This window comes from Desulfobacterales bacterium, assembly GCA_034520365.1.
Classification (GTDB): domain Bacteria; phylum Desulfobacterota; class Desulfobacteria; order Desulfobacterales; family Desulfosalsimonadaceae; genus M55B175.
Genome location: JAXHNP010000003.1, coordinates 109,756 through 126,226, shown reverse-complemented (window position 1 = coordinate 126,226; position 16,471 = coordinate 109,756). Strand labels below are relative to the sequence as shown.

15 protein-coding genes are annotated in these 16,471 nt (G+C 55.3%); 5 read left to right on the top strand and 10 right to left on the bottom strand.

Annotated features, from left to right (window positions below; all coding sequences use genetic code 11):
* Nucleotide 1: 1 nt before the first annotated feature.
* From U5L07_03790 to dapF, 6 genes are read right to left on the bottom strand one after another with little or no spacing between them, the layout of a single operon-like run.
* The gene (locus U5L07_03790) at nucleotides 2-1,354 is read right to left on the bottom strand and encodes a phosphomannomutase/phosphoglucomutase (GenBank protein MDZ7830853.1); all 1,353 of its coding nucleotides are present in this window, start codon (nucleotides 1,352-1,354) and stop codon (nucleotides 2-4) included.
* 36 nt (nucleotides 1,355-1,390) lie between these two features.
* Complete coding sequence (locus U5L07_03785; protein MDZ7830852.1) at nucleotides 1,391-2,824, bottom strand: RtcB family protein; 1,434 nt, start codon at nucleotides 2,822-2,824, stop codon at nucleotides 1,391-1,393.
* Nucleotides 2,825-2,871: 47 nt separating this feature from the next.
* Nucleotides 2,872-3,285: an archease gene (locus tag U5L07_03780; protein MDZ7830851.1), complete on the bottom strand. Its 414-nt coding sequence runs from the start codon at nucleotides 3,283-3,285 to the stop codon at nucleotides 2,872-2,874.
* Between the two features lie 4 nt (nucleotides 3,286-3,289).
* The gene (locus tag U5L07_03775) at nucleotides 3,290-5,227 is read right to left on the bottom strand and encodes a molybdopterin biosynthesis protein (protein ID MDZ7830850.1); all 1,938 of its coding nucleotides are present in this window, start codon (nucleotides 5,225-5,227) and stop codon (nucleotides 3,290-3,292) included.
* Nucleotides 5,228-5,241: 14 nt separating this feature from the next.
* On the bottom strand, nucleotides 5,242-6,477 hold the full coding sequence (gene glp / locus U5L07_03770; protein ID MDZ7830849.1) for a gephyrin-like molybdotransferase Glp: 1,236 nt from the start codon (nucleotides 6,475-6,477) through the stop codon (nucleotides 5,242-5,244).
* 3 nt (nucleotides 6,478-6,480) lie between these two features.
* On the bottom strand, nucleotides 6,481-7,353 hold the full coding sequence (dapF, locus tag U5L07_03765; protein ID MDZ7830848.1) for a diaminopimelate epimerase: 873 nt from the start codon (nucleotides 7,351-7,353) through the stop codon (nucleotides 6,481-6,483).
* Nucleotides 7,354-7,745: 392 nt separating this feature from the next.
* On the opposite strand from dapF, the gene U5L07_03760 reads away from it, so the two are divergent.
* The 3 genes from U5L07_03760 to U5L07_03750 all read left to right on the top strand — a co-directional run bounded on the left by U5L07_03760 (nucleotide 7,746) and on the right by U5L07_03750 (nucleotide 10,781).
* Nucleotides 7,746-8,564 carry a class I SAM-dependent methyltransferase gene (locus tag U5L07_03760; GenBank protein ID MDZ7830847.1) on the top strand — a complete coding sequence of 273 codons (819 nt, stop codon included), beginning with the start codon at nucleotides 7,746-7,748 and terminating at the stop codon, nucleotides 8,562-8,564.
* 44 nt (nucleotides 8,565-8,608) lie between these two features.
* A complete protein-coding gene (gene amrS / locus U5L07_03755; protein ID MDZ7830846.1) occupies nucleotides 8,609-9,628 on the top strand; it encodes an AmmeMemoRadiSam system radical SAM enzyme in 1,020 nt (339 codons plus the stop codon).
* Between the two features lie 70 nt (nucleotides 9,629-9,698).
* Nucleotides 9,699-10,781 (top strand): KamA family radical SAM protein, encoded by a 1,083-nt coding sequence (locus U5L07_03750; protein ID MDZ7830845.1) that lies wholly within the window; start codon nucleotides 9,699-9,701, stop codon nucleotides 10,779-10,781.
* Here U5L07_03750 and U5L07_03745 read toward each other — a convergent pair.
* The 4 genes from U5L07_03745 to U5L07_03730 all read right to left on the bottom strand — a co-directional run bounded on the left by U5L07_03745 (nucleotide 10,778) and on the right by U5L07_03730 (nucleotide 14,169).
* Complete coding sequence (locus U5L07_03745) at nucleotides 10,778-11,266, bottom strand: SoxR reducing system RseC family protein (GenBank protein MDZ7830844.1); 489 nt, start codon at nucleotides 11,264-11,266, stop codon at nucleotides 10,778-10,780. The genes U5L07_03750 and U5L07_03745 overlap by 4 nt on opposite strands.
* 79 nt (nucleotides 11,267-11,345) lie before the next feature.
* Nucleotides 11,346-13,427 (bottom strand): RnfABCDGE type electron transport complex subunit B, encoded by a 2,082-nt coding sequence (locus tag U5L07_03740; protein ID MDZ7830843.1) that lies wholly within the window; start codon nucleotides 13,425-13,427, stop codon nucleotides 11,346-11,348.
* Nucleotides 13,428-13,716: 289 nt separating this feature from the next.
* Nucleotides 13,717-13,926, bottom strand: coding sequence for a hypothetical protein (locus U5L07_03735; protein ID MDZ7830842.1), 210 nt, complete (start codon nucleotides 13,924-13,926; stop codon nucleotides 13,717-13,719).
* Between the two features lie 3 nt (nucleotides 13,927-13,929).
* Nucleotides 13,930-14,169, bottom strand: a complete 240-nt coding sequence (locus U5L07_03730) for a four helix bundle protein (GenBank protein ID MDZ7830841.1) — start codon at nucleotides 14,167-14,169, stop codon at nucleotides 13,930-13,932.
* Between the two features lie 149 nt (nucleotides 14,170-14,318).
* Between U5L07_03730 and U5L07_03725 the strand changes: the two genes are divergently transcribed.
* A complete protein-coding gene (locus U5L07_03725; GenBank protein MDZ7830840.1) occupies nucleotides 14,319-15,155 on the top strand; it encodes a purine-nucleoside phosphorylase in 837 nt (278 codons plus the stop codon).
* Nucleotides 15,142-16,452 (top strand): amidohydrolase, encoded by a 1,311-nt coding sequence (locus U5L07_03720; GenBank protein ID MDZ7830839.1) that lies wholly within the window; start codon nucleotides 15,142-15,144, stop codon nucleotides 16,450-16,452. The genes U5L07_03725 and U5L07_03720 overlap by 14 nt, the downstream gene beginning before the upstream one ends.
* Nucleotides 16,453-16,471 lie beyond the last annotated feature (19 nt).

Genomic DNA, 16,471 nt, shown 5'->3' with positions numbered 1-16,471 from the left:
TTTATAAAGATTCCTGAATCTCTGCGAGACGTTTTTCGACCATATCCTTGATCTCTTCGAGCCGCTCCCGGGACAGCGCTTCAAACCGGAGCACCAGCGCCGGCTGGGTATTGGACGCGCGCACCAGGCCCCAGCCGTCGTCAAATACGACCCTCACCCCGTCAATATCAATCACGTTATAATCCTTTCGAAACGCCTCGGTGAGTTTTTCGACCACTTTGAATTTGATATGGTCCGGACATTCCACCCGGATTTCCGGGGTGCTGAAAGTCGGCGGCACGTCGGCGAGCAGGTCGGAGACGGTCCGGCCGGTGCGGGAGAGAATCTCGATGAGCCGGCCGGAGGCATAAATGGCGTCATCATACCCCAAATACCGGTCGGCAAAGAACATATGGCCGCTCATTTCCCCGGCAAGTTCGGCATTTTCAGCCTTCATCTTCTCTTTAATCAGCGAATGCCCGGTTTTCCACATAATCGCCCGGCCGCCGTTTTTTTCAATATCATCATACATGGTTTTGGAGCATTTCACCTCGGAGATAAACGTGGCGCCGGGTTTGCGGGTCAGGATTTCCCGCGAAAAGATAATCATTAGCTGATCGCCGTAGATAATATCGCCGTTTTCATCAATGACCCCGATCCGGTCCCCGTCGCCGTCATAGCCGATGCCGATGTCGAGTTTTTTCTCTTTGACAAGGGCAATCAAGTCTTCCAGATTGGCGGCCACGGTGGGATCGGCCTCATGGTTGGGGAAATTGCCGTCCATTTCACAGTAGAGGTCATGCACTTCACAGTTAAGCGCCTTTAAAATCGGGACCGCTATAACACCGGCGGTTCCGTTGCCGGCATCCACCCCGATGCGCATGGTATTGGGCACTTCGATGTTCTCTGTCAAATACTGCTTATAGGGGGTAATGGCATCCGCCTCGCTGCGGCTGCCTTCCCCGTCTGTAAAGGCTTCTTTTTCGATGATTTCCCGGATTTTCTGAATTTCCTGGCCGTGCACGGAGTCTGTGCCCAGGCATACTTTGAAGCCGTTGTATTCCGGCGGATTATGGCTGGCCGTGATCATCACGCCGCCTTCCTGCTGGAAATGGCTGATTGAAAAATAGAGCACCGGTGTGGGGCAGACGCCGATATCAGTGATGTGGCAGCCGCTGGCAATAAGCCCTCTGATCATCTGTTCATTGAATCGATCGGAACTCAACCGGCAGTCCCGGCCCAGGGTTAAATGCCGGCAGCCGTGTTCCGCCAGATAGGTGCCAATGCCCCGGCCCAGCAGAAAAACATCCGAATCCGTGATCTGCTCGTCCACAACGCCCCTGATATCATACTCCCTGAAAATTTCCGGTGTCATTGATGCCTCCTTTGTATGTCTTTCGGTTGTTTCGCCTTAGCCCTTAATGACCGCAATGGGCCGAAGCTTGGCCACAATTTTCGATATCCCGGAGCCCGCCACCACATCCACAACTTCGGTGACATTCTTGTAGGCTTCAGGCATTTCCTCAGCCAGTGTGGATCTACCGGTCCACCGGGTAATCACGCCTTTTTCGGCAAGCTCTTTTTCAAGTGAACGGCCCCTGGCGGATTTTTTCGCCGCCTTTCGGCTCATGACGCGCCCCGCTCCATGGCAGGTGGAACCGAAGGTCTCTTCCATGGCATTTGGCGTACCGGTAAGCACATAGGATGCGGTGCCCATATCCCCGGGAATCAGGATCGGCTGACCGGTTTTTTGGTATTCTGCGCAGAGATCCGGATGATTTGGGGGAAAGGCCCGTGTGGCCCCCTTTCGGTGCACGCAGATGCGCCGGGATTGTCCGTCCACCGTGTGTTGTTCAAATTTGGCGATATTATGGCAGATGTCATAGACCTGTCGCATACCCAACTGCCGCGGGCCGATCCCCAGGACCTGCTCAAACGTCTCCCGGGTATTGTGGATCAGGATCTGCCGGTTGGCCCAGGCGAAATTGGCGGCACAGGCCATGGCCCGGTAATACCTTTGCCCGGCCGCGGATTGAATCCTGGCACAGGCCAGCTGGCGGTCCGGCAGCTCCATGCCGTCAATTGTTCGGTTTTTCGTCATGGTGGCCAGGAAATCGTCGCAGGTTTGGTGGCCAAACCCCCGGGAGCCGGTATGCAGGAGCACCGTGACCAATCCTTCGGCCAGGCCGAAGACGTCGGCGGCCGCCGGATCATGGATTTTTTCCACCACGCCGATTTCCAGAAAATGGTTGCCGGATCCCAGGGTGCCCAACTGTTTGCGGCCGCGCTCCAGGGCTTTTTGGGTGACCGCATCCGGATCCGCATCCGGCATGCACCCCTGATCCTCTGTGCGGTCAATGTCTGCCGCCTCGCCGAATCCCTGGGCAACCGCCCATCGGCTGCCCTGTTTCAACACTTTTTTCAGATCCGTATTGGATAGCTTGACCTGGCCGGTGGCGCCCACACCGGTGGGGATGTTCTGGTAAAGGGCGGAAATCAATGTTTCCAGATGCGGCTTGATCTCCTCATGGGTGATATGTGTGGCCGCCAGCCGCACCCCGCAGTTGATATCATAGCCCACGCCGCCGGGGGAGATGACCCCTTCTTCCACGTCAAATCCGGCCACCCCGCCGATGGGGAAGCCATAGCCCCAATGGATATCCGGCATGGCCAGGGCTGCGTTTAAAATTCCCGGCAGCTGGGCCACGTTGACCAGCTGCCGGAAGGTTTCATCCTTTTTAACCGCCCCAATGAGCTTCCGGCTCGAATAAATCCGGGCGGGCACCCGCATGGCGCCGGCTTTTTTTATCTCCCAGCGATAGGGATCAATTTGGATAAGTTCCATATCTTTACCACCTAATACCTAATACCCAATCCCCAATACCCATAACATTATACATCAAATATAACAGTGGCCACCCACTCTTTGGGCGTCTGTTCCACATTAACACCGTGATAGGTCACCGCCTTGATGTCTGCTAAAATTTCATGTGTTGCCGGATCAAACGGATCATGCCAGATGCTGGCCGCGATATGGCTCTCGTCCATCTGTTCAATATGGACCCACTTGACCAGACGCTCCCGGCCGTTCCAGATATACAGAAGCTCACGCAGCCAACTGACCAGCAGATCCGGTTTATCCATGCCGGATACCGTGAGGGTCTCCTTTGTTCCGCCGGTTAATACCGATCGGTCCACGATTTGGTCAAACATGGCGTGCGCCGCGGCTTCAAACAGTTCGTAGATATCCTCCGCGGTGATGCGAAGCCCTAAATCCGCCGTATGATCCAGCAATTCGTAGTGCATCATGTCATCTGTTTTTCCATATCCATGTGCCGGTGTTTTCCAAATGATATCCCCCGAGCGCCGCCACCCGGGATTTAAATTCCGCAGAATTGATGATGTCAAATAGAAGCCGGATTTCCGGCTTTTCGATGAATTCATCCGGTATCACCAGTTCATAGGATTCGGTGACCACGGGTATAAATTCAAGGTTCAAGGCTTTGGCCGCGGCATAAATGCCTAAGCCCGCGTCCGCGGCCCCGCTCAAAACGGCCACGGCCACCGCCATATGGGTATATTCTTCATTGAAATAGCCTGCGATATCCGCCGGCTTAAGCCCCAGTTCATTTAAGCGGTAATCCAGAAGAATCCGTGTGCCGGATCCCCCCTGGCGGTTCATAAACTGAACCTCCGGGCGGGCAAGGTCTTTGATATCCTTTATTTTTTTCGGATTCCCGGGCCGGACGATCAGGCCCTGATCCCGTTTTACCAGGTGGATCAGGTGAACGCATCGCTCTGGCAGATACTGTTTTATATATGAAATATTATAACTTCCATCCGATGTATCAAGCAGATGGGTGCCGGCAATATGGCAAAGTCCTTTTTTAATTGCCATGAGGCCGCCCATGCTGCCCACGTGACTCGAGGAAAGGCTTGTTTGGCTGCTTTTTTCCCGGATCATATCCGAAATAATATCCAGGCTGTTGTCATGGCTGCCCACGCAGACCAGGGTGTTGTAGATGCTGGGTAATGGCCGGAGGAGTTCTGCGGGAACCGGGGTGTTGGCGTCTATGCCTTCAACGGCGCTTGGAATTCTGATGATGCCGTCGGCTTCTGTAAAGCTTGTAATGCAGCCCGCTCCCCGGGGCAGGGGGGTGGCCACGATATTGTCCCCTACCTGCCCGAGTTTGACCCGGATAAATTCCTCCACGCCGAGCTTGGAAGCAAGCTTTCGGGTGGACAGCGCATGGATGCGCCGGGTTTCGGGTTCCGGCTGACGGATCATCTGGTGGATAAGGGGCCGGATCAGCTGTTCAAAGGCAATAATGGCCGATACCGGATAGCCGGGCATGCCGAATGCCGGCTTGCCGTTGATGCTGCCGGCGATAACGGGTTTTCCGGGCATCATGGTAACCCCGTGCACCAGCACAGATCCGAGCTCTTCAATCACCGCCCGGGCATAATCCTCAGAGCCGGCCGATGATCCGCCCAGAATCAGGATGAGATCAATATCCGCGCTATCCGCATCCTCTATGGCCGCGCGGATGGTTTGGGTATCATCCGCCACGATATCATGCCGCCGGTAGCTCCCGCCGCAGGCTTCCACCATCCGGCCCAGCATGTGGGAGTTTGATTCCAGAATTTTGCCGGGCGCCAGAGTTGGCGGGTCAACTGCCGCCAGGTCAACCAGTTCGGAGCCTGTAGGCAGGATAAGGGCGGTTGGTTTTTTAAAGACATAGACACTTGAGATTCCGGCAGTGATAAGCGCCCCCAGACAATGGGGCGTGATCTTGTGATTGCGGGGAAACACCAGTTCGGTGGCCACAATATCCTCACCCATTTTACGGACATTCTGCCACGGGTAGACCGGGGCTTCAATTTCTATCCAGTCATTTTCCAGCCAGTTGATCTGCTCGATCATGATCACCCCATCCGTTTCTTCGGGCATGATATGGCCGGTGTTGACCGGAAATGCGGTGCGGCCCGCCTGAAGCTTCAAGGGGCGGGTTTCGGCGGCCCCGAACGTATCGGCCGCTTTCACCGCCACCCCGTCCATGGCGGCCGCGTGAAAATTGGGGGATGAAACGGCCGCAAATACGGGTTCGGCAAGCACCCGGCCCACGGATTCTGTTACCGGAATCCATTGTCTGGCCGGGGATGTTTCGGCAAAAGCGTCCAGAATGGTCTTTCTGGCGTCTTCAAGGGGTTTTTTCTGCAGATAAATGTTTCGCTTGTGGCTGCTCATAACCAGTACATCTCTTATCTGAATAGTATGACGTTAACCCGGGCGCCTTTTTCAAGCCCCTCGGTATTCATGTCGATTTCAATCAGGCCGTCCGCCTTGATCATGGTATGGATGAGTCCGGATTTGCCAAGGATGGGCTCGGCCATATAGCCGTTATCACTTGCCGTAAGCCGGGTCCGTATATAATCCGTGCGGCCCGGCGTGGAATTGAGATTTCGGGTCAGGGTAGCCGGGACCCGGATGTCCGGGTTTGTCAGGGCCATGTCCAGGCCGGATGCGTATTCGATAAACCGGCGGACCACCCGGTCAAATACGATCATGGCCGATGTCACCTGGCCGGGAAGGCCCCAGATCGGGAGCCGCCCGGACCTGGCAAGAATTGTCGGTTTTCCGGGGCTTAACGGAATGCCGTGCACGAGTATCTCCGCATCCGGCAGGTCAGAGACGGCCTGGATGGTTATATCCCGGGTGCCCACTGAGCTGCCGCCGGAGATCAGGAGCATATCCACCTCCGTCATTGCCCGGAGACATACGTCGTGTAATGCTTGGGCATCATCGGCAATGATCCCGTAAGATCGGAAGCGGCCGCCGCAGTTTTCGACCATGCCCGCCAGGGTATAGGTGTTGATGTCCCGGATCTGGCCGGACGCTGGCATGGCTTCAATGGGAAGTATCTCATCACCGGTGGAAATAATCCCGATCAAGGGCTTTTTAAAAACAGGGATGGGGTTTCTTCCCAGGGCTGCCAGGGTTCCCAATTCCTGGGGCCGAAGCCGGGTCCCGGCCGGGATTACGGTTTCGCCCGCCTTCATATCTTCTCCCGCGGCGATCACGTTTGACCAGGGGGCAAGGCTTCGCACGATTTCTATGGTGGCATGATCGAGCTGGGTGACATATTCGCGCATGACCACACCGTCCGCCCCGTTTGGCAGCATGCCGCCGGTGGAGATGGCCATGGTCTCCTCCGGGCGGATACCGGCTGACGGCGTCTCACCCATGGCGATACTGCCGGCAAGAGAAAGATACACCGGATTGGCTTCGGAGGCGCCGAATGTTGCCTCGGCTTTCACCGCGTAGCCGTCCATGGTGGCGCGGTTAAAATCCGGATAATCGGTTGCCGGGATTATGTTTTCCGCAAGGATTCGGCTGCTGGCGGAAAACAGCGGGACCTTTTCCGTATCCATCCCGGAAAACCGGGGCATGTATTCAAAAACCGTTTCAATGGGGGTGACTTGAAAGAATTCCGTCATTTTTTAATCGATATGGCTGGTTTCGGTTTGTTCCGGCAGCTGCTGGTCAAAAAGTTCCGCATGAAGGACGCCTTCCGCGACCCGGATGACCGGCCCTTTCAGGCTGACCTGCTGGTCCGGATTTATGTGGATCGTTAGATTGCCGCCGGGCATATGGACCGTGACATCCGGATCGCAGACGCCCAGGCGGTGGGCCACGGCGGCGGCCGCTGCGCTGCTGCTGCCCGAAGCCAGCGTATAGCCCGCCCCCCGTTCCCAGATTTCGATCCGGATATTTGAGCGATCCAGGGGCTTTACGAATTGCACATTGGTCCGATTGGGAAACAGCGCATGGGTTTCCAATTGAGGGCCCAGGGCCCGTGTTTCTTTTTCAGAGATTTCCGTTTTTAAAATCACGCAGTGCGGATTGCCGATTCCGGCGGCGGAGATAGTGAGGGGCGTTTCCCCGATCCGGATTTCTTCCTGAATGACTTCCCGGGATGGCCCGGCAACGGGGATTTCATCGCTTAGAAAGGTGATTTTGCCCATGTCCACGCTGATCAACCCGGAAGCATCCTTTCGGCTGTGCACAATGCCGCCGGCGGTTTTAATGGTGATATGAGGATTTTTGACCATGCCGCGATCCCAGAGGTATCTGGCAAAAATGCGGAGCCCGTTTCCGCTTTTCTCCGCCTCACTGCCGTCCGGGTTGAAAATCCGGACCCCGGCATCCGCGGCTTCATCCATAAACGGCCCGAGCAGGATGCCGTCTGCGCCGAGGCCGTAGTTCCGGTGACAGATAAGCCGAATCCGCCTGCCCGGCATTTCATGGCCGCACTCCGCCGGATCCATTACAACGTAGTCATTTCCCAATCCGTGGTATTTATCAAATCGCATGGAATTTCCACTTTCTGCCGAAGCGGCGCAGGTTCATTCAAACGCCATAAATCTAACAACAGAACCGGGGAGAAACAAGCGCAAAAAGTAAAAACAGGCTATGCGGCGGGACTTTGGAGGTATTTCCCCGGGCCGTTTGCCCGGACCCGAGCGTAAAAGTAACTTTAAAGGCGCTGAGGGAAAAAAGAATAATAGGTTTCAGGTTTCAGGTTTCAGGAAATATTATGCGAGCGAGCCAAAATTCTTGTATGCCTGAACACTGAACACTGAAACCTGAACACTTTAATTTTACACCTAATACCTAATACCCAAAACCTAAAACCCGTGAAGTTACTTAGAAGCCCGGGGTTTGGTCTTGAAAAAGCCGTGGGTTTTCATTACAAAGATTTATTATGGGATATGTCTTTGATCATAAAGAGGCCCAGGCCTACGATGAGTGGTTAAACCAGCGGGAAAACCAGGTGACCCTGGAGCTGGAAAACCGGGTGATGCTCGAGATGATTCAGCCCCTGTGCGGCAAGCGGCTGATCGATATCGGATGCGGCACCGGGCATAGTCTGCTGCCTTTTATGGACAAGGGCGCCTATTTAACCGGCGTGGATGCCTCCCCGTCTATGCTCGATATTGCCCACGCCAAGCTGGGCCATCGGGTGGATCTCCACCGGGCGTATGCAGAAGACCTGCCATTTGACGACAATTATTTTCATTATGCCGTTTTGTGCTTAACCCTGGAATTCGTCGATGATCCGAGGAAGGCGTTGGCAGAGGCCTGCCGGGTGGCAAAGGACGGGGTATTTGTGGGGGTGCTGAACAAATACGCCTTAAAATCGATCAACCGGCGGATCAAGTCCATATTCAGGCCGACGGTATACAGTCAGGCCCGGTTTTTGAGCATCGGGGACGTCAAACATCTGTTTCGAATGCTTATCGGTGATGTGCCCATGTTCTGGCGCACGGTTTGCCTGCTGCCCGGGCGCACCCATCCGTTTGTTTACCGGCTGGAGTCCTCGAAAATGGTGCAGAAGATTCCTTTCGGGGCGTTTGCCGGCATTATGGCCCTGCCGGTTCCTAAATTCAGAACCACCCCCCTTGCCCTGAAGGTGGTATCGAACCGGGCCAACCCCGCCAAGCAAGTGGTTTCCTGTCCCGGCCATTCAACCGGCACCCATGGGCTGCCGAACCAAACGGAGAGGGCCGCGTCTTCGGAATAACCGGGGAGCGTGCTGTCCCGGCTTATTGTCCCGGAGGAGCCCCGATGGAAGCCAAACTCTACGAAAAACAAGACGACAAAAAGGTTCAATGCTATCTCTGCCGTCACCATTGCGTGATCAAGGACGGCCGGCTGGGGATTTGTAATGTCCGGGAAAATCGGGGCGGGGTATTACGCACGCGGGTCTATGACCGGATCATTGCCCGGCACGTGGATCCCATTGAAAAAAAACCCCTGTTTCATTTTTTCCCCGGCACCTTGGCCTATTCCATCGGCACGGCGGGCTGCAATTTCAGATGCCGGTTCTGCCAGAACGCAGATATTGCCCATATGGCCAGCGACCATCAGGGCCGCATTGCCGGCAGCCGAGCCACTCCTGAGGGGATGGTGGCTGAGGCCCGGGCCGCGGGATGCAAATCCATTGCCTATACCTATACCGAACCCACCGTCTTTTTTGAACTCGCTCTGGATACGGCCAAATTGGGCCATCAGCGCGGGCTTAAAAACATTTTTGTCACTAACGGGTATATGTCGGAACAGGCGCTGGAGATGATCTGTCCGTATCTGGATGCGGCCAATGTGGATCTTAAGGCATTTTCCGAAGATTTTTATAAATCCATATGCAGTGCAAGGCTTTTGCCGGTTATGGAGACACTGCGCCAGATGAAGACCCTGGATATTTTTGTCGAGGTGACAACGCTTATCATCCCGGGTCTAAACGATGATCCGGCGGAGCTTGAAAAACTGGCCGGATTTATTGCCAGTGATCTGGGCAGCGAGACCCCTTGGCATGTGAGCCGCTTCCATCCCTGCTACCAGCTTACCGACCGGCCGCCCACCCCGGTTCAAACTCTTCTCCAAGCCCGGCAGATCGGGATTGATGCGGGGCTTAAGTATGTCTATACCGGCAATGTCCCGGGCGAGGCCGGCGAATGCACATATTGTTATCAATGCGGCTGCCGACTGATGGATCGGCGGGGATTTTTTGTATCAGAAAACCGCATCCAGAGAAACCAGTGCCCGGAATGCGGTGCGATTATTCATGGCGTGGGCTTATGCAGATAATTCCTTTTGCTGAAACCGCCCGTTTGTCAGCCTTTTTATCGATGCCTTTCAAAAATTGGTTGGGGGTGGTTTGACCGCTGGCCGGAATGCTATTTACAATGCCTCTGATTGGCGGACGCTTTTGGCGGAAAGCATTACTTCTGCGGATCGCCTGGCCGGCCATCTGTCCGTTGATCCGGATGCGGTGCGCCGGGTGGTCCAGAAATATCCCATGCGCATCAACCCCTATTTTTTATCCGTCATTCAATCCGCCGGGGCTCCTTTATGGCGGCAGGCCGTGCCGGATTTGGCCGAGTTGGATGAAGATCCGGCGCTTTTACCGGATCCGCTGGCGGAAGAGCCGCAGTCGCCGGTGCCGCATCTCATCCATCGGTATCCGGATCGCGTGGTGTTTATGATATCGAATCAGTGCGCCATGTATTGCCGGCACTGCATGCGCAAACGCGGGACGGGGAAAAATCAGCGGATCACCCGGGAATCCGTGGGGCAGGGGCTTGACTACATCCGGCAGCAGACCGCCATCAAAGAAGTGATCCTGTCCGGCGGCGATCCGCTGCTTGTTTCAGATGAATGGCTGGCGGAAATTTTAACGGATTTAAAACATATAGGGCACGTGGATCTTATACGAATCCACTCGCGCGCCCCCTGCACCCTGCCGCAGCGGATCACACCCGCCCTGGTCAGCCTTCTGGCTGAATATGCGCCGCTTTATTTAAATGTCCAGTTCAATCATCCGTCAGAAATGACCCCCGAGGCAGCGGCCGCCTGCCGGCGGCTCGCTGATGCCGGCATCCCTCTGGGCAGTCAGACTGTGCTGTTAAAAGGGGTAAATGACGATGCGGAAACCATGATGCAGCTCATGCGTATGCTTTTAAGAAACCGCATCCGCCCCTATTATCTGCATCATGCCGATCCGGTGGAAGGCACCCGGCACTTTCGGACAAGCATTGCAGACGGCCTTCATATCATGCGGGAGCTAAGGGGCCGGATTTCCGGCATGGGGGTTCCCCAATACATGATCGACCTGCCCGGCGGCGGGGGCAAAATTCCGCTGCTGCCCGAGTATATCAAGCAAATCCGCGAAGACAGCCTACTGGTTAAGAATTACGACGGGGTGGTGTTTGAATATCCGCTGCCGGGTGATGGGCACTAGTCCGGGCGGCACACCGTGCATCCGGATAGCGGGTCGGTTTCTTTGGGCGGGCCTTTTTTTTTGATTTCCGTAATTACCGGACGATACTGACCGGTTTTTTTGGCCTGATTGTCCTTTAATTTAATGACGGACATGGCTATGCCGAAGAACAGGAACCCGAAGACCGCGGCAAAAATGGAGGGATCGCCGCTAAAGTTTTCAGCCACGGAATTGCCGAAAAGCGCACCAATCACCATGGCGATGATGGGGAAGACGTAGAGCATAAACGAGAGGGTTACGAGCTGGCTGGTTTTGAATGCCACCAATACCGTGTCGCCCGGTTTTGCCCCCAGCGGGTTGGCCACTTCGATTTCGATCTCCTTGACATTGCCCGTGCTGTGGCAGACATGGCGCTCGGAGCAGCCTTCGCAGGCAGTGGTTCGTCGGGTCGTGATAAAGGCTGTCTCCCCGTTTGCCCGGGTGACAATGCCTTCTTCTAAAGCCATGAAAAACTTTCCGCCTTATATTTCAGGCGGGCGGAAGATAACGAGACGCCGCCAGCCTGTTTTTCGGATTGATGTTTGTTTATCCGGCGGCTTCGGCGCCGGAGTAGCAGATGACGCCGCACTGAAGGCAGCGGTTGGCTTCTTCCCGGGCCATTTCTTCCGTAAATCCTTTTTCGATTTCCCGGCAATAGGCCGGTACGTCAGTGACCCGGCACATGGGCATAATTTGCCGGGCCGCCGGGGATATCTCTTCGTCAAGCCGGCTGACAGTTTGCAGCATCGTATCGCAGCTGATCACATGCGCCGGCAGGTCCAATTCAATCCCGTACATCCGTTTGTGAATGGCGGCCGCCGCCCGCCGCCCGGCGGCAATCGCCCGGATGGCTGCACTAAAGTCGGTCACCGCATCCGCGCTTGAGAGCAGGCCGATGGAGCGCTTGCCGTCTATCGGATTTTTAGTCGGCGGAATGCCGATCCATTTGAGCGGCCCGGCGGTTTTAGCCTCAGCTTCGGGTGTTTCGGCCGGCGTTTCCCCATCGGTTTCCGGCTGCGGGACGGTAAATATCAGTTCCGGCAGGCGTCCTGATTCAAGGATCAGGGTCTCAGCAGGGATTATCCGGGTTTCCCTGCTGGTGAGGGCAATTGATTCAATCCCCGTCAGGCGGTCTTCCTCGCCAACAAGCGATGCCACCGCTGAATTAAAAACAAAATGAACGCCTTCCGCTTCCAGCGAGTCAATGGCCGCCTCCGCTATACCGGCCTTATCCCGGGAGGCCTGGCAAAGGATGGTGATATTTTCAGCCCCGAGATGGCGGCAGATATTGATGGCCTCTTCGGTAAGCGGGCCGGTATCTGTCAGCACCATATCGGATTTAATCTTAAGGCGGCTTTTATTATCAAGCCCTGTTTTCATCAGATCAATCAAGAGATAGGTGCCGGGAATCGCCTCTTCCATGGGCGCGTCCTTGATCCGCTCAATACGGCTGTCCCAGCCGCCGGCAGCCAGATAGACAGCTTCGTAGCCCTTGCGCAAAAGTCCGGCTAGGGTATAATCCCGGCCCAGCACCCGGTTGGTCTGCATGGTGACGCCCATTTCCAAAATCCCGTCAATATCCCAGTCAAGTATTTCCGGCGGCAGGCGATACTGGGCAATGGCGGTTCTGAGAAGCCCGCCCGCCTGGTCGGTGGCCTCAAAAACCGTGGGCGCATGGCCCAGTCGGGCGGCAAAAAATGCGGTGGAAAGGCCCGCCGCCCCGCCGCCGATCACAGCGATGGACCGGTGAGTTGCCGGGGCTTTGTAGGGCTGGACCCGCGTGCCGGTTTCTCTTTCATAATCGGCCACAAAACGCTTCAGGTAGTTAATGGCCACGGGTTCATCGGCTAAATTGCGTCGGCATTCGGTTTCACAGGGCCGCGGGCAGATTCTGCCGATCACCGTGGGAAAGGGGTTGCGCTCCTTGATCACCTGAACGGATTTATGATAGTCGCCAAGGGTGATCTGGCGGATGTATTCACAGATGTTGATGCCCGCCGGACAGGCGCGCTGGCAGGGCGTGGTGCAGTATTCCGTGGTGTATTCCTTTAAAATCCGGCGCGTCACCGAGGAAAGTTTGATAATATTTTTGGGGCATACCCGTTCGCACGTGCCGCAGCCGGTGCATTTATTCTCGTCCACTTTCGGCAGGTGATCCTCGCCCATGGTAATGGCGTCGAACGGGCAGGCGGTCATGCAGGAGCCCAACCCCAGACACCCGATATGGCATTCCTTCATCCCCCCATAAAGCATGGCAGCTGCCTGGCATTTGCTAAGGCCCTGGTAGCGGTATTTGAGTGCCGCCTCATCTACTCCGTAGGTGCAGCCGGGCCGGGCAATATCCGGCTCTTTAGCCTCGATACTCAGGCCGAGCACCGCTGCGATCTGTTCAGCCAGTTCAGCACTTCCGGCCACACAGGAAGTCGGCGGTGATTCGCCCGCCACAACGGCCTCCGCGTTGGCGCCGCAGCCGGGATAGCCGCATCCCCCGCAATTGGCCCCGGGCAGGAGTTCATCGATTTCAACAACCTTTGGATCAACATAGACGTAAAAAACTTTCGACGCCAGTGCCAGACAGGAGCCGATGATTATCCCCAGTCCGCCCATCATCAAAATCGCTTCAAACATTGGCTCACTCCCGCATCAATATTGGAAAAAAACTTATCAGCAAACGGTGAATCCAAAACGGCCGTTGCTGAAGAGAAAATAAAATTTAAAAGGTACAAAAATTATCATGCCGCCTGACAGATGTCCACTGATATTTCGATATTCATATGTTTAATACCTCTTCCATAATCCCCCGGTGTTGTCAATAGAGTTCCGGTTTCCGCCTTGTTCCGGCTTCGTCTATGCACTTGAACGCAAACCACGGCTAATTTGTTCTAACGCCAAATCCATACCCCCGGTCCTGTTAACGCTAAGGTTGGGATTCGTTTTCTTCGCTATCGGGATCGAAATCGGGATCGAAATCGCTATCGGGATCGAAATCGACACTGTAGACTTCCTGATCCTCTCGAACTTGGTATCCTCTTCCGCCGAGACGGCTGAGCATCGCGGCCATACGGTCGAGTTCATCCTTGCGGTTCCGGCTTTCCATCTTGTCCAGCGCCTTGCCGACAACCAGCACATCTTAAATCGCCGCGCACTCAAGCGCGGAGCCACGAGCGATTTCGAAATAACGCCTTCGGTTGGCTTCCGCGGTCTTGCCATTACCTTCGGCGATATTGAGCGGTATCGACTGGCTGGCCCGAAGCCATTGATCCCGGGTGGGCCGATGGACTCCGTTCAGGCTGTCGGCCTTCTCGTAAACCCATGCAACGTAGCCTATTGAAAGGCGATAGACATCCAGTTTTTCGTGTTTAAGGGTCATATTTTTTCGATTTCGATCCCGATCCCGATAGCGATTTCGATTTCGATTTGGATACAGAACAAATTAGCCGTGGAACGTACACAAACACTGCTTGACGAAACCGGATGCCCGAATTAAAATAAATATTTTTAGATTCCTGGAGATAAAGTATGTCCGCCTATCAAGCACAGGTTGAAGAAGCCGCCCGATATTTGCGATCATTCATATCAGGCGCGGAAATCGGGATCATGACCGGAACCGGTCTCGGGGAAAGCATCCGGGACCTGGAGGGGGTTGTCGCCGTTGATTACCGGGATATACCCAACTTTCCGGTATCAACCGTCGAGAGCCATTACGGCAAGCTCGTGGCCGGCGAACTCTACGGCCAGAGGATTCTGGCCATGCAGGGACGGTTTCATCTCTATGAGGGCTATTCCCCCGCCTCTGTTACTTTTCCCATTCGGGTGATGCAGGCCATGGGGGTTCATACCCTGGTACTCTCCAATGCAGCCGGCGGGATCAATCTGGATTTTTCGGACGGAGACATTATGCTGATAACGGATCATATCAATATGACCGGGGAAAACCCACTGATTGGACCGAATGTCGACCAGTGGGGAATCCGGTTTCCGGATATGATAAGGGTCTATGATCCGGCTCTCATGCAAATTGCCGAGAAAACGGCTAAAGAAAAGGGCTTTTCTTTGCAAAAGGGTGTCTATATCGGCCTTAAGGGGCCGTCTTTGGAAACGCTTTCGGAAACGCGCTTTTTAAGGCGTATCGGCGGGGATGCGGTCGGTTTTTCCACTGTTATGGAGGCAATCGCCGGGGTTCATGCCGGTATGCGGATCATCGGCCTTTCCACCATCACCAATGTCAATGATCCGGACCAGCCGGAGCCGGCAACTGTAGCGGCGATCATCGAGGTGGCCAGAAATGCCGCCCCCCGGCATGCGCAAATCATCCAAGCCATCGCAAGCGAGCTTTCAGTCCATGAAACCGATTGATACCCTTGTCACAAACGGCACCGTTTTGACTGTGGATGGTCAGGATACGGTCATCGAAAACGGCGCCGTGGCCATTTCCGGTGACGCGATTTGCGATATCGGGCCGGCTTCTGAATTTTTGGATGCCGCAGTAGGCACAAGGATTGATGCCCGGGGCGGCATCATCATGCCGGGCCTGATCAATACGCACACCCATGCGGCCATGACCTGCTTCCGCGGGCTTGCCGATGACCTGGATCTCATGACCTGGTTAAACCATTATATTTTTCCGGCAGAAGCCCGTTTGAATGCGGACAAGGTCTATGCCGGGGCGCTGCTTGCCTGCGCGGAGATGATACTTTCCGGTACCACCTGTTTTTCCGATATGTATCTTTTTGAGGATGCGGTGGCCGAGGCGGCCAAAGCCGCAGGGGTCCGGGCCGTGGTGGGCGAGGTGCTCTATGATTTTCCGTCGCCCAATTACGGGGTCCTTGAAAACGGGTTTGCCTATACCGAAGATCTCATCTCCAAATGGCGGGATGATGCCCTGATCACGGTGGCTGTGGAGCCGCATTCGACCTATCTGTGTGCGCCCGATCTTCTGGAAAAGGCCGCGGCCATATCCCGTGAAAATCATGTGCCGCTCATTATCCATGTGGCGGAAACCGAAAGCGAAGCCGGGAAGATCCGCGCCGCGTATGGCAAAAGCCCGGTGGCCTATCTTTCCGATGTCGGCGTGCTCTCTCCCCGGCTGGTGGCCTGTCACTGTGTGGTGTTGTCGGATGCGGATATCGTGCTGCTGAAAGACAATGATGTGAAAGTATCGCATAACCCGGAGAGCAATATGAAACTGGCCTCCGGGATCGCGCCGGTGCCCAAACTCCTGGATGCCGGGGTATGCGTGGGACTGGGCACGGATGGCTGCACCAGCAACAATGATATGGATATGTTTGCGGAAATGGATACGGCGGCCAAGATTCACAAGGTCAGCCGCCTGGATCCCACGGTGATGGATGCCAAAACGGTGGTCCGGATGGCGACCATTGATGCGGCCCGGGTGCTGGGGCTGGATCAGGTCACGGGATCGCTGGAAACAGGCAAAAAAGCCGATTTGATTGTGATTGACACCCAAAAACCGCATTTAACGCCCATGTATAATATCTATTCGCACCTGGTGTATGCCGCAGGCGGCAGCGACGTGGCTGCGACAATGATTAACGGCCGGCTGGTTATGAAGGATCGGCAGCTTTTGGCAATGGATGTTGAAAAAACAATGGCGGATGTGAATCAGATTGCCGATGAGCTGCGGAACAGCTGATGCCCAAAGCCTGTGCGGG

Excerpts from the sequence above, each read along its gene's own strand:
- U5L07_03790 (MDZ7830853.1), bottom strand. The coding sequence starts at position 1,354 with ATGACACCGGAAATTTTCAGGGAGTATGATATCAGGGGCGTTGTGGAC.
- U5L07_03780 (MDZ7830851.1), bottom strand. The coding sequence starts at position 3,285 with ATGCACTACGAATTGCTGGATCATACGGCGGATTTAGGGCTTCGCATC.
- U5L07_03725 (MDZ7830840.1), top strand. The coding sequence starts at position 14,319 with ATGTCCGCCTATCAAGCACAGGTTGAAGAAGCCGCCCGATATTTGCGA.
- U5L07_03740 (MDZ7830843.1), bottom strand. The coding sequence starts at position 13,427 with ATGTTTGAAGCGATTTTGATGATGGGCGGACTGGGGATAATCATCGGC.
- U5L07_03730 (MDZ7830841.1), bottom strand. The coding sequence starts at position 14,169 with ATGACCCTTAAACACGAAAAACTGGATGTCTATCGCCTTTCAATAGGC.
- U5L07_03785 (MDZ7830852.1), bottom strand. The coding sequence starts at position 2,824 with ATGGAACTTATCCAAATTGATCCCTATCGCTGGGAGATAAAAAAAGCC.
- dapF (MDZ7830848.1), bottom strand. The coding sequence starts at position 7,353 with ATGCGATTTGATAAATACCACGGATTGGGAAATGACTACGTTGTAATG.
- U5L07_03720 (MDZ7830839.1), top strand. The coding sequence starts at position 15,142 with ATGAAACCGATTGATACCCTTGTCACAAACGGCACCGTTTTGACTGTG.
- U5L07_03760 (MDZ7830847.1), top strand. The coding sequence starts at position 7,746 with ATGGGATATGTCTTTGATCATAAAGAGGCCCAGGCCTACGATGAGTGG.
- amrS (MDZ7830846.1), top strand. The coding sequence starts at position 8,609 with ATGGAAGCCAAACTCTACGAAAAACAAGACGACAAAAAGGTTCAATGC.
- U5L07_03745 (MDZ7830844.1), bottom strand. The coding sequence starts at position 11,266 with ATGGCTTTAGAAGAAGGCATTGTCACCCGGGCAAACGGGGAGACAGCC.
- glp (MDZ7830849.1), bottom strand. The coding sequence starts at position 6,477 with ATGACGGAATTCTTTCAAGTCACCCCCATTGAAACGGTTTTTGAATAC.
- U5L07_03775 (MDZ7830850.1), bottom strand. The coding sequence starts at position 5,227 with ATGAGCAGCCACAAGCGAAACATTTATCTGCAGAAAAAACCCCTTGAA.